The following is a 13,024-nucleotide window of genomic DNA, read 5'->3' as shown; positions in this document are numbered from 1 at the left end:
TCACCGCGCACGCCACCGTGTACGCCGTCGGCGTCAGCCCTCTTCCGGGCCACCGCTCTCCTTGTCGTCGGCACCGGAGGCACCTTCCGCGGTCTCCGCGGAGTCCGCCTTGGCGGCCTGCGCCCCCGGCTGGGGCTCGGCCACGGCCACCCGCGCGGGGCGGATGGTGCGCTCGCCGATGCGATACCCCGGCTGGAGAATCGCCACGCACGTCGTCTCGGTGACGTCGGGCGCGTAACTGTGCATCAGGGCCTCGTGGATCGTCGGGTCGAAGGGCTCGCCCTCCTTGCCGAACTGCTGCAGGCCCATCTTCGCCGCGACGGTCTCCAGCGACTCGGCGACGGACTTGAAGCCGCCGACGAGCTCACTGTGCTCCCGCGCGCGGCCGATGTCGTCGAGTACGGGCAGGAGTTCGGTCAGGAGGTTCGCGATGGCGATCTCCTTGACCGTGATCCGGTCGCGCTCGACCCGGCGGCGGTAGTTCTGGTACTCGGCCTGGAGCCGCTGGAGGTCCGTCGTGCGCTCACCGAGCGCCGTACGCACCTGGTCCAGCTGCGCCGTCAGACCGGCCACCTGGGCCGTCGCTGCCGCGTCCCCGGCCGGGGCCGCCCCCTCCTGGGGGGCGGCCTTCGGCTCGGCGTCGTCAGAGCCGGAGGGGACGTCGGGCTGCTGCGGCTGACCTTGCGGTTGCTGCTCGTCGAAGCCCGGGGTCTCCTCCGTCACGCGGCACCGTCCTTGCGCTCACGGTCCTCGTCGACGATCTCGGCGTCGACGACGTCGTCGTCGGCCTTGGCGTCACCGGCACCGCCGCCCGCGGCCTGCGCGGCCTGGGCGTCGGCGTACAGGGCCTGGCCGAGCTTCTGCGAGACGGCCGCGACCTTCTCGGTGGCCGTACGGATCTCGGCGGTGTCCTCACCCTTGAGCGCGGCCTTGAGCTCCTCGACGGAGGCCTCGACCTCGGTCTTGATGTCGCCCGGGACCTTGTCCTCGTTGTCCTTGAGGAACTTCTCGGTCTGGTAGACGAGCTGCTCGCCCTGGTTGCGGGACTCGGCGGCCTCGCGGCGGGCGTGGTCCTCCTCCGCGTACTTCTCGGCCTCCTGGCGCATCCGGTCGACCTCGTCCTTCGGCAGCGAGGAGCCGCCGGTGACGGTCATCTTCTGCTCCTTGCCCGTGCCGAGGTCCTTCGCGGTCACGTGCATGATGCCGTTGGCGTCGATGTCGAAGGCGACCTCGATCTGCGGGACACCGCGCGGGGCGGGCGGCAGACCGGTCAGCTCGAACATCCCGAGCTTCTTGTTGTACGCCGCGATCTCGCGCTCGCCCTGGTAGACCTGGATCTGCACGGACGGCTGGTTGTCCTCGGCGGTGGTGAAGATCTCGGACCGCTTGGTCGGGATCGTCGTGTTCCGCTCGATGAGCTTCGTCATGATCCCTCCCTTGGTCTCGATACCGAGGGACAGCGGGGTCACGTCGAGGAGCAGGACGTCCTTGACCTCACCCTTGAGGACACCGGCCTGCAGGGCGGCGCCGATGGCGACGACCTCGTCCGGGTTCACGCCCTTGTTGGCCTCGTTGCCGCCGGTCAGCTCCTTGACCAGCTCGGCGACGGCGGGCATACGGGTGGAACCGCCGACGAGAACGACGTGGTCGATCTCGGAGAGCGCGATCCCGGCGTCCTTGATGACGTTGTGGAACGGCGTCTTGCAGCGCTCCAGCAGGTCGGCCGTCAGCTGCTGGAACTGGGCGCGGGTGAGCTTCTCGTCCAGGTGCAGCGGGCCCTCGGCGGACGCCGTGATGTAGGGCAGGTTGATCGAGGTCTCCGTGGAGGAGGACAGCTCGATCTTCGCCTTCTCGGCGGCCTCGCGCAGACGCTGCAGCGCCATCTTGTCCTTGGCGAGGTCCACACCGTGGCCGGCGCGGAACTGCTGCACCAGGTAGTCGACGACACGCTGGTCCCAGTCGTCACCACCGAGGTGGTTGTCACCGTTGGTGGCCTTCACCTCGACGACGCCGTCACCGATCTCCAGGAGCGACACGTCGAAGGTGCCGCCGCCGAGGTCGAAGACGAGGATCGTCTGGTCGTCCTTGTCGAGGCCGTACGCGAGAGCGGCGGCCGTCGGCTCGTTCACGATGCGCAGGACGTTCAGGCCCGCGATCTCGCCGGCCTCCTTCGTCGCCTGACGCTCGGAGTCGTTGAAGTAGGCCGGGACGGTGATGACCGCGTCCGCGACCTTCTCGCCCAGGTAGGCCTCGGCGTCGCGCTTCAGCTTCTGCAGGATGAAGGCGCTCATCTGCTGCGGGTTGAAGTGCTTCCCGTCGAGCTCGATCTTCCAGTCCGTGCCCATGTGACGCTTGACGGACCGGATCGTCCGGTCCACGTTCGTGACCGCCTGGCGCTTGGCGACCTCGCCGACGAGCACCTCGCCGTTCTTGGCGAAGGCGACGACGGACGGCGTGGTCCTGGCGCCCTCTGCGTTGGTGATGACGGTGGGCTCGCCGCCTTCAAGAACGCTGACGACGGAGTTAGTCGTGCCCAGGTCGATGCCGACCGCACGTGCCATTTCAATTCCTCCAGCAATGACTTGAGTGGAACGGACTCAAGTGTGCATGACGCCCAGCGATGGGTCAACAGAGCTGAGTCGAGGGGGCTCAACTCTTATGTTTTCCTTATACGCAACCAGGGCCTGACCTGGGCATATAAGAGCACAGTGGCGGGCGCCAACCCTGCGCGGGGGGTCGTCTTCCGACTGGCGGGCGACCAGGACGGGTGATCGAAGCGATCGCGCAGACGACCAGGAAGGTGACCGATCCGATCGGGTCGACGCCTGAGACGGTGACCGATCCGATCAGGTCGACGCCTGAGACGGCGACCGATCCGATCGGGCTGACGACCGAGACGGCGACGATCCGACCGCGCTCAGCCAGTACCCACACACCCGGACCCCACCCCCGTCCCGCCAACCCGCCATATCGCCATCCCGCCGGGGACCCCGGCCACCCCAGCGCCCTGCCGCGGACCCCGGCCCCCCGCCGCCCTGGCCCTACCCCAGCGCCCCTACCCCACCCATCCCCGCCGCCCCAGCTCCGCCGTCTCCTGTTGGCGAATGCGCTGCGGCCGGGACGTGGGGCCGGGAGCGCGGCCTCCCGGGATGGGGCGGGGCCGGGGGTCGGGGGCCCGGTGGACGCCTGCCGGGACGGCCCGGGCGGCGGTGGGCGCGGGGCTGCGGGTGGTGGCAGCCGGAATCGAGCGGGTGGCGGGCCGGGCGGAGGCAGGGGCGGGGCGGGCACCGCCGACCGGCACGAAGAGCATCCCGAGCACGACCACCCCGGCCGCCCCCGCGACCCACAGCGCGGAGCGCGGCTCCGTCCACAGCATGTGGATGGCGAACCCGACACCGGCGGAGCCCGCCGCGGCGATCCCCAGTACGACCACCACCCCCGGCGGCGTGAGACCGATCCGCCGCAACCGGTGCGCGAGATGGTCGGGCCCACCCCGCCACAGCTCCCGCCCCGCCCGCTTCCGCGACACGAGGACGAGAAGGACATCGGCGGTCGCCACGGCCGTGAGGGCGAAGGGCGCCCCGACGCCGACCCCGTACCCGGCCCCGTATCCGACGGCGTACACATGCAGCACGCCCCCCGCGAGCACGAAGCCGACGAAGAGGGCCCCACACGTGCCGAGCACGACCCGCGCGGGCGGCCAGTTGTGCATCAGGAACCCGGTGAGCGCGGCCGCCAGCACACTGAACAGTGTCGCCAGACCGTCCATGACCTCGGCCGCCGCACACCCGCTCAACGCGAACGCGGTGACGGCCCCGACCACCCCGAGGGCCCCGTCGGAACGCGTCATCCCCTTGAACCCGTGCACCACGAGGACGATCCAGAGGACCCCCGACACCCCGCCCAGCACGCCCAGGTCGCGGTACGGCACGACCAGCGCGGCGGCGACGACCACCCCCGCCGCACCCACCACCGCGGGAAGCCGCCAGACATCACCGACCAGCCCGAGCACCCCGAGCCCGGCCCCCACGACGATCAGCCACCCCGCCTCGCCCCCCAACGGAGCAACCCCGCTCCTCTCCCCCACCCACGCCACGACCCCCACCCCGGCCATCACCGCGACGCCACCGAGCAACGGCACCCGCCGCCCCCGACGCCGCTCCACGATCCCCAGCCGCAGCGCGGGCACGCGAACGGCCGCCGAGAGCAGGGCGGTCAGCAACAGGGCGGAGGCAGCGGCAAGGATTCCGTACAGCACGGATCCAAGTTAGGCGCGAATGTCACAATTTCTGATGAATAACACGATCGTTTTGAAACAGCACGATCGCGCCGGCATCGACCTCGGTTCGACAGGGCCGCACTCAGGCAACCCTCAGCGACGCAGATCACCGCCCCCCTGGCTACAGTGCGGCAGGAGAACTGGGTAGTCTCAGACGGACTGCATAAGTTACCGCTTAGTAATGATCTCTCCGAGGAGCCCGGCAGGCACCCGGAGGAAAACCCTCGCAGGCCCGAGGAGCCCCCAATGCAACTCGCCGCGATCATCGTGTCGCTGGTCCTGACCGTGGTCGGCGTTGCGCTCATCGCCCGAGCCGTGGCGCAGATCTACCGGTTCGTGAAGCTCGGTCAGCCGGTACCGGCGGGCAGCCGCACGGACGACCCGAAGGCGCGCTCGATCACCCTGGCCAAGGAGTTTCTCGGCCACACCCGGATGAACCGGTGGGGGATCGTCGGCTTCGCCCACTGGTTCGTCGCGATCGGCTTCCTGACGCTGCCGCCGACCCTCGCCCAGGCGTACGGCCAGCTGTTCCAGGCGGACTGGACGCTGCCGGTGATCGGCGGCTTCCTGCCGTTCGAGATGTACATCGAGTTCATCGGTGTGATGACGATCGTCGGCATCCTGGTGCTGATCGCCATCCGGCTGCTCAACCTGCCCTCCCGGGCCGGCCGCAAGTCGCGTTTCGCGGGCTCCAAGGCCTGGCAGGCGTACTTCGTCGAGTACGTCATCCTCACCATCGGCCTCGCGATCTACACGCTGCGCGGTCTTGAGGGCGCCATCCACCACGTGGACCACTACGAGGCCGGGTACTTCGCCTCGTACCCGCTGGTCCTCGCCTTCAAGGACCTGGACCCCTCCACCCTGCAGAACCTGGTGTACTTCACCGCGATGATCAAGATCGGCGTCTCGCTGATCTGGATGATCACGGTCTCGCTGAACACCAACATGGGTGTCGCCTGGCACCGCTTCCTCGGCTTCCCGAACATCTGGTTCAAGCGCAACGCCGACGGCGCCACGGCCCTCGGCGGCCTTCAGCCCATGACGTCCGGCGGCAAGGCGATCGACTTCACCGACCCCGGTGACGACGACGTCTTCGGTGTCTCCCAGGTGGAGCAGTTCTCCTGGAAGGGCATCCTCGACTTCTCGACCTGTACCGAGTGCGGTCGCTGTCAGTCGCAGTGCCCGGCCTGGAACACCGGCAAGCCGCTGTCCCCCAAGCTGCTGATCATGTCGCTGCGGGACCACGCGCACGCCAAGGCCCCCTACCTCCTCGCCGGTGGCGGCAAGACCATGGAGGGCGAGGAGAAGGCGTCCGAGGAGCAGCTCAAGGACGTGCCCGCCGCCGCTCTCGCCGAGGCCGAGCGGCCGCTGATCGGGACCGTCGAGGAGAACGGCGTCATCGACCCCGACGTCCTGTGGTCCTGCACGACCTGCGGCGCCTGCGTCGAGCAGTGCCCCGTCGACATCGAGCACGTCGACCACATCGTCGACATGCGCCGCTACCAGGTGATGATCGAGTCCGCGTTCCCGTCCGAGGCGGGCACGATGCTCAAGAACCTGGAGAAGAAGGGCAACCCCTGGGGCCTGGCGAAGAAGCAGCGCCTGGAGTGGCTCAAGGAGGTCGAGTTCGAGGTCCCGGTCGTCGGCAAGGACATCGAGGACCTCTCCGAGGTCGAGTACCTGTACTGGGTCGGCTGCGCCGGCGCGCTGGAGGACCGGGCCAAGAAGACCACCAAGGCCTTCGCGGAGCTGCTCCACATGGCGGGCGTGAAGTTCGCCATCATGGGCGGCGACGAGAAGTGCACCGGTGACTCCGCCCGCCGCCTCGGCAACGAGCCCCTGTTCCAGGAGCTCGGCATGGAGAACGTCGCCGCGCTGAACATGGCCTTCGGCGAGGACGACGAGGACGAGTCGACGAAGAAGCCCAAGTCGGCCAAGAAGATCGTCGCCACCTGCCCGCACTGCCTCAACACGCTCGGCAACGAGTACCCGCAGCTCGGCGGCGACTACGAGGTCATCCACCACACCCAGCTGCTCCAGCACCTCATCGACGAGGGCAAGCTGATCCCGGTGACCCCGGTCGAGGGCCTGATCACCTACCACGACCCCTGCTACCTGGGCCGGCACAACAAGATCTACACGCCCCCGCGCGAGATCATGTCCGCCGTCCCGGGCCTGCGCCAGCAGGAGATGCACCGCCACAAGGAGCGCGGCTTCTGCTGTGGCGCCGGTGGCGCGCGGATGTGGATGGAGGAGCGGATCGGCAAGCGCATCAACAACGAGCGCGTCGACGAGGCCCTCTCCCTCAACCCCGACATCGTCTCCACCGCCTGCCCGTTCTGCCTCGTCATGCTGACCGACTCGGTCAACGGCAAGAAGAACGAGGGCAAGGCCAAGGAGTCCATCACGGTCGTCGACGTCGCCCAGCTCCTGCTGGAGTCCGTGAAGACGCCCGTCCCGGACGACGAGCCCCCGGCGGGCACGGCGGAGACGGAATCCGAGCCGGAACCGCAGCCCGTGAAGTAGCCCTCCCACAACGGCAGTCGGTACCACGGCAGCCGGTACCACCAGTACGTCGCCCCCGGTCTCCGCCGCTCGGACCGGGGGCGTCGCCATGTCACCGCGCAATCAGCCCACCGCGGTGCACCCGGCTCACCGCTCCTCGGCCGGAAGGAGTTCCTCGACCTCCGGCGGAAGGTCGTCGGCCATGCGCACCATGAAGAACGGCTCCTCGTCCGCCGAGAAGCGGATCGCTATGGCGTCGGCCGGGTCCAGCCCCTTGACCGTGTACGCCTGGAACGCCGCCGGCTCGGCCGTGTCGTCGACCTCACCGGGCGTGTCGCCGCAGGGCACCGCACGGGCCTTCCCCACCTTGGCCCCCAGCTCGATCGCCGCGTCACCGCGGTCGCTGTAGCTGTCGCCCCCGTACTCCACGACGAGCACGCACTTCGCCGGAGCCTCCCCACTGCCGCTGTCGCCACTGTCGGGACCGCCCGCACCGGCATCGTCCTCGGGCTCCTCGTCGAGGGCGACGGCGTCGCCCCCACCGTCGGCGTCCCCACCGTCGGCGTCCCCCGCGCCGTCTCCGATGCCGTCCCCCGGCTCGTTCACGTTGGTGTCGGCGTCCTCGCCCTCCCGCTCGTCCTTCCCGAAGAGACGCTCGGCCGCCTCGTTCACCCCTTCGTCCCCGGTCGCGTGGATCACGACGCGTACCTCGCCCCCCGGTGACTCACGGACCGCGATCGCGTCCTCGGTGTCGATGCCCTTGAGGGCGTACGCCGCGTAGACGGTCAGGTCCTCGACCGGTACCTGGTCCTCCTCGCCACCGCCCTGGTCGTCACAGACCGAGTACCGTGCGGTGCCCACCTCGGCGCCGAGGGTGTAGTCGACCCTGCCCGCCTCGACGTACACCCGGTCGTCGTGGTCCACGGCGAACACGCACGAGGCCGAACTCGTCCCGCCCGGCTGCAGTGCCGAGCAACCGACCGCCAGGGGTGTCATCGCCAGGGCGGCCAGGGCGATCCGTGCACGGGTACCGCTCAGCATCAGGTCTCCTACCGGTTCGACGGCATGTCTGTCGTTGCCTCGCACCGCAGACGCACGACCACCGCGGAACGTTCGGACGACCGGCCGGCCCGGCGCCCCAGGCCCAGCGACCCAGCGGGCCCACCGGGCCCACCGGGCCTCCTCGCCCCACTGACCCCAAAAATTTCTCGAACTCCCGTACAACCCTCCCGCCACCCCACCGGTCTCTTGTTCGCCAACTTTCCTGTGAAGCCCAGGCGAACTCCGGGCGAACGCGGACAGAAGGGCACCCCATTTGACTGCGGGACGCCTGCCAGGCGTCCCGCATGCGGCAGGAGATTCCCGCATGCGCAAGCACCTGAGACTCGCCCTCGCGACGGCCTCCGCGGTCGCGCTGACCGGCGGTCTGCTCACCTTCTCGGCCGCGACGGCGACGGCGGCCGACTCGGTCCACCACCCCGTGGCCGACTTCAACGGCGACGGCTTCGGCGACGTCGCGTACTCGGCGGGCGGGGCCTCCGTCGGCGGCAAGACGGCCGCCGGGCAGGTCGTCGCCCTGTACGGCTCCGCGAACGGCGTGACCTCAACCAAGCGCACGACCATCAGCCAGAACACGACCGGCGTGCCCGGCAGCGCCGAGGCCGACGACTGGTTCGGCTGGTCCACCGCGTACGGCGACTACAACGGCGACGGTTTCGACGACCTCGCCGTGTCCGCCCCGGACGAGGACGTGTCCGGCGACACCGACGGCGGCACCGTCCTCATCGTGTGGGGCTCGGCCAAGGGCCTCTCCGGTGCCACCACCATCAAGGACCTGGCGCCCTCGTCCCACGACCAGTGGGGCAAGTCGCTCGCCTCGGGCGACTTCGACGGCGACGGCACCGAGGACCTGGCGATCGGCAACTCGTCGAACCTCGTGTACATCGTCGGCGACGGCATCACCAAGTCCGGGTCGTTCGGCGACCAGTACGGCGTCAAGATGGACATCCGCTCCGGCAAGGGCACGGGCGCGGTCATGCTGACCGCCGGCGACACCAACGGCGACAAGCGGACCGACCTGGTGGTCGACGGCTACGAGACCGACGGCGACTGGGGCTACAACACCAACTGGTACGTGCCGGGCGCGGCCGACGGCCTGGGCGCGGACGGCGGTGACCGGGAGCTGAGGCGCGGTGTCATCACCGGCATCGGCGACGTCAACGGCGACGGCTACGGCGACGTGGTCACCGGTCAGGACTGGGACCCGTCCAAGGACGGCAGTGAGCCCAGCGTGCCCGACTCGTCCACCGGCGGCAAGGTCCACATCATCTACGGCTCCGCCGACGGCCCGACCACCACGGTCGCGGTGACGCAGAACAGCGGCAACGTGCCCGGCTCGTCCGAGCGCGGCGACTTCTTCGGCAGCGAGCTGTCGCTCGGCGACATCAACGGTGACGGGAAGGCCGACCTGGTCGTCGGCTCGCCCGGCGAGAACCTCGGCGGTGTCGTCAACACCGGCGCGGTGACCGTCCTGTACGGCTCGGCCTCCGGCGTGAACACCACCTCCGGCCTCCAGTACTTCGCCCAGTCCACGGCCGGCGTCCCCGGCTCGGACGAGAAGGACGACCTGCTCGGCGGCGAGGTCAAGCTCACCGACGTCACCGGTGACGGCCGGGCGGACCTGACGGTCGGCTCGTACGGCGAGAACGACTACAACGGCTCGCTGCTCTACCTGCCCTCCAACGGCACGAAGATCACCACGACCGGCGCCCGCTCCATCGCCCCGTCCGCGGTCGGCGTCTCCACCGCCGGCCAGCCGGTCTTCGGCTCGAACGCGGCCAACTGAGCACCGGCTGACGTACACGGTCCGTGAAGGGGGCCCGCATCCGACAAGGGTGCGGGCCCCTCACACACCAAGGGCGGTCCGCGACCCCGGAAGTTCACCGAACTCCCGGGCAGCCCTCCCGCCCTCCACCGGTCTGCTGCCCGCACACCCTTACGACGGCTTCGCACGCCCCTACGACGGCAGTGGGGCCCGCCGCGCTCGGCGCGCGCCCTTCTCCCTCCTGGAGTCCCCTTGCGTACTCGCTCCTTCCTCCTGGCCGCCACCCTCACCACCGGCCTCCTCACCGCGCTGCCGGGCACCGCCTCGGCAGCCCCCTCCGGCCTCTCCGGCGACTTCAACGGCGACGGCCACCGCGACCTCGCGATCGCCGCGTCCATCGCCAAGGTCTCCGGCAAGACGGGGGCCGGTTACGTCGCGGTCGTCTACGGCACCGCGAAGGGCCTCGACACGGCCAAGCGCCAGATCATCAGCCAGGCCACGGCCGGCGTGCCCGGCGCCCCGCAGTCGTCCGGCTATTTCGGCGACCGTCTGACCACGGGCGACCTCGACGACGACGGCTACACGGACCTGATCGTGGGAGCACACGGCCGGACGCTCGGCTCGTCCGGCGACTCCGGCGCCCTCACCGTCCTGTGGGGCGGCGCGAGCGGTCTCAAGACGGCGACCGACATCACCTCGCCCCTCCCCGAGAACCGCAACGAGCTGGGCTGGTCCGTGGCCACCGGCGACTTCGACGGCGACGGCGACACCGACCTGGCCGCCGCCAACCTCGCGTCCCCCGAGCTGAACGTCTTCAAGGGCCCGATCTCCCGCACCGGCAAGGCCACGGGGCTCGTCGGCGTCGACACGTACGGGCAGACCGGCATCAACACCGACAGGATCGTCGCGGGAGACGTCACCGGCGACGGTACGACGGACCTCCTGGTCATGGGCCAGCAGGAGATCAAGAACGGCTACCGCACCCGCAGCGTCCTCTACAAGGGCTCCGCCTCCGGCCTCAAGGCGGGCGCCAAGGTCGCCGGCGGTTACGACGCGGTCATCGCCGACGTGAACAAGGACGGCCGGGGCGACATCGTCACCGGCAACTTCATGGAGAAGTCGACCGACGAGCCGAACGGCGGCCTCGGCGGCGCGATCACGATCACGTACGGCAGCGCCACGGGCCTCAGCTCCCGCACCCCGGTCCGTATCAACCAGGACACCGCGGGCGTGCCCGGCACCGCGACGAGGAACGACAGGTTCGGCTGGAGCCTGTCCGCGGGAGACGTCAACCGCGACGGGTACACCGACATCTCGGTCGGCGTCCCCCAGAAGAGCGTCGGCTCGGCGAAGAACGCCGGTGCCGTCGTCGTCCTGCGCGGTTCGAAGTCCGGCCTCACCGGCAGCGGCGCCAAGTCCTTCTCCCAGAACACCTCGGGAGTCCCCGGCACCGCGGAGTCGTACGACTTCTTCGGAGCGGCCGTCCGTCTCACCGACAGCAACCTCGACGGTTTCGCGGAACTGGTCGTGGGCGCCTACGGCGAGAACTCCAGCGACGGTGCCGTCTGGCTGCTGAAGTCCGGCTCGTCCGGCGTCACGGGCACCGGCGCGAAGTCCTTCAACGGCAAGACCCTGGGCGGGCCTTCGGGCGACGCGTACTTCGGGGAGGTGCTCGGGGGCTGACGGGCACGAGGACAGGGACGGGGACGGGGACAGGCAACGCCTGACGCGGCTGATGGGGGCGGTGGCAGGGCGGGGCGGGGCGGGGTACGACGGCGCACGCCCCACCCGCCACCCGCCGCCCCCGCACCCCGCACCCCGCACCCCGCACCCCGCACCCACGACCCTGAAAAGTTGACCGCCCTCCCGTGCAACCCTCCTGCCCTTTCACGGGTCTTCTGCTCGCACACCCTTACGACGGCAGTGGGGCCGGTCCGCTCGGCGCGCGCCCTCCTCTCTCCTGGAGTCCTCCTTGCGCACTCGTTCCTTCCTCCTGGCCGCAGGCCTCCTCGCCTCCGGTCTGGCCCCGCTCGCCCTGGCCGCACCCGCCGGCGCGGCGGTCGCCAAGTACGCGGACGACTACAACGGCGACGGCTACCACGACCTCGCGGTGGGTGCGCCAGGCACCAGCGTCGGCAGCGCGTCGGCGGCCGGCGCGGTGGTCGTGCTCTACGGCTCGAAGTCGGGCGCCTCGGCCGCCAACCGGAGCGTGATCACGCAGAACACGAGCGGAGTCGCCGGTTCGGCCGAGTGGCAGGACCATTTCGGCGCCAGTCTCGCCTCCGCCGACTTCAACAAGGACGGCTACGCGGACCTCGCCGTCGGTGCGACCGGTGAGGGCGTCGGCGTCGATTCGTACGTGGGCCAGGTCACCATCCTGTGGGGCGGCAAGAAGGGCCTGGCCGGCGGCACCGCGCTGCCACAGCCGGCCACGATCGCCGCTGAGCACTCTTACAGCCAGGGCCTCGCGGCGGCCGACTTCAACGGCGACGGCTCGCCCGACCTCACGGTCACCGGCGAGTGGCAGACCCGGATCTACAACGGTCCGTTCAAGAAGACCACCGGCAACGCGGCGAGCGCGAGCTACGTCGGCACCGTCGGCGCCACGCGCGACGTCGGCGCGGGCGACCTCACCGGGGACAAGGCCGCCGAGCGCGTCTACCCGTACCCGACGACCGCCCACCCCGGCGGCGAGGTCAGGTATCACACGTACAACGGCAAGAAGACCGTCGTGGTCGACATGCCGAAGGCCGAGGGCAACCGCCGCGTCACCATCGGCGACATCAACGGCGACGGCTACGGCGACCTCGTCCTCGCCAACCCCGGGGACCCGGCGCTCCAGGACGGTGCCGGTCACCTGGGCGGCCAGGTGGAGATCTGGTACGGCGGCAAGGGCGGCCCCGACCTCACCCAGACCCCGACGGTCATCAACCAGGACACCCCCGGTGTCCCGGGCAAGGGCGAGGAGACCGACTTCTTCGGCGGCTCGCTCTCCCTCGGCGACATCAACGGCGACAAGTACGCCGACCTCGCGGTCGGCGCGCAGTACGAGGGCCTGAACGGCAAGCGGTGGGTCGGCACGGTCACCGTCCTGTACGGCTCGGCCGCCGGTCTGACCACCAAGGGCGCCGCGACCTACAGCCAGGACACCGCGGGCGTCCCCGGCACCGCCGAGACCGAGGACGGCTTCGGCAGCGCCGTCCGTCTGATCGACCTCGACAAGAACGGCAAGGCCGAACTGGTCACCTCGGCCCCCGGCGAGAACGCCAGGGGCGCGCTCCTCGTCCTCAAGGGCACGGCCTCCGGCCTGACCACGAAGGGCGCGAAGAGCATCACGGCGGCGAACGTCGGGCTCAAGGAGACCGGGTACAGCTTCGGCACGCAGCTCGCCCAGTAGCCGCGCCCACGCCCCTCCC

At 70.2% G+C, this 13,024-nt stretch carries 8 protein-coding genes; 4 read left to right on the top strand and 4 right to left on the bottom strand.

The genetic code is table 11. The features are described 5' to 3' along the window. Nucleotides 1-33 precede the first annotated feature (33 nt). The 3 genes from grpE to OG858_RS24995 all read right to left on the bottom strand — a co-directional run bounded on the left by grpE (nucleotide 34) and on the right by OG858_RS24995 (nucleotide 4,258). Nucleotides 34-723 (bottom strand): nucleotide exchange factor GrpE, encoded by a 690-nt coding sequence (gene grpE, locus OG858_RS25005; RefSeq protein ID WP_086753086.1) that lies wholly within the window; start codon nucleotides 721-723, stop codon nucleotides 34-36. After that, on the bottom strand, nucleotides 720-2,561 hold the full coding sequence (dnaK, locus tag OG858_RS25000) for a molecular chaperone DnaK (RefSeq protein ID WP_328544429.1): 1,842 nt from the start codon (nucleotides 2,559-2,561) through the stop codon (nucleotides 720-722). Before dnaK ends, grpE begins: the two co-directional genes overlap by 4 nt. Before the next feature lie 494 nt (nucleotides 2,562-3,055). After that, nucleotides 3,056-4,258 (bottom strand): MraY family glycosyltransferase, encoded by a 1,203-nt coding sequence (locus OG858_RS24995; RefSeq protein ID WP_327744564.1) that lies wholly within the window; start codon nucleotides 4,256-4,258, stop codon nucleotides 3,056-3,058. Between the two features lie 267 nt (nucleotides 4,259-4,525). Here OG858_RS24995 and OG858_RS24990 point away from each other — a divergent pair, with 267 nt between their 5' ends. Further along, nucleotides 4,526-6,805 carry a (Fe-S)-binding protein gene (locus tag OG858_RS24990; RefSeq protein WP_328544430.1) on the top strand — a complete coding sequence of 760 codons (2,280 nt, stop codon included), beginning with the start codon at nucleotides 4,526-4,528 and terminating at the stop codon, nucleotides 6,803-6,805. A gap of 126 nt (nucleotides 6,806-6,931) precedes the next feature. Here the strand turns inward: OG858_RS24990 and OG858_RS24985 are convergent, their stop codons facing one another. Then, entirely contained in the window at nucleotides 6,932-7,825 is an 894-nt protein-coding gene (locus OG858_RS24985) for a DUF6281 family protein (protein ID WP_328544431.1), read from the bottom strand. Between the two features lie 325 nt (nucleotides 7,826-8,150). Between OG858_RS24985 and OG858_RS24980 the strand changes: the two genes are divergently transcribed. The 3 genes from OG858_RS24980 to OG858_RS24970 all read left to right on the top strand — a co-directional run bounded on the left by OG858_RS24980 (nucleotide 8,151) and on the right by OG858_RS24970 (nucleotide 13,005). Then, complete coding sequence (locus OG858_RS24980) at nucleotides 8,151-9,629, top strand: FG-GAP-like repeat-containing protein (RefSeq protein ID WP_086751798.1); 1,479 nt, start codon at nucleotides 8,151-8,153, stop codon at nucleotides 9,627-9,629. A gap of 231 nt (nucleotides 9,630-9,860) precedes the next feature. Continuing rightward, the gene (locus OG858_RS24975; RefSeq protein ID WP_328544432.1) at nucleotides 9,861-11,291 is read left to right on the top strand and encodes an FG-GAP repeat protein; all 1,431 of its coding nucleotides are present in this window, start codon (nucleotides 9,861-9,863) and stop codon (nucleotides 11,289-11,291) included. A 289-nt stretch (nucleotides 11,292-11,580) separates the two neighbouring features. Continuing rightward, on the top strand, nucleotides 11,581-13,005 hold the full coding sequence (locus OG858_RS24970) for an FG-GAP-like repeat-containing protein (protein ID WP_319267673.1): 1,425 nt from the start codon (nucleotides 11,581-11,583) through the stop codon (nucleotides 13,003-13,005). The last annotated feature ends 19 nt before the right edge of the window (nucleotides 13,006-13,024 follow it).

This window comes from Streptomyces europaeiscabiei (assembly GCF_036346855.1).
Classification (GTDB): Bacteria; Actinomycetota; Actinomycetes; order Streptomycetales; family Streptomycetaceae; genus Streptomyces; species Streptomyces europaeiscabiei.
The sequence above is the reverse complement of the archived record's forward strand: the minus strand, read 5'-3'. Positions and strand labels throughout refer to the sequence as shown.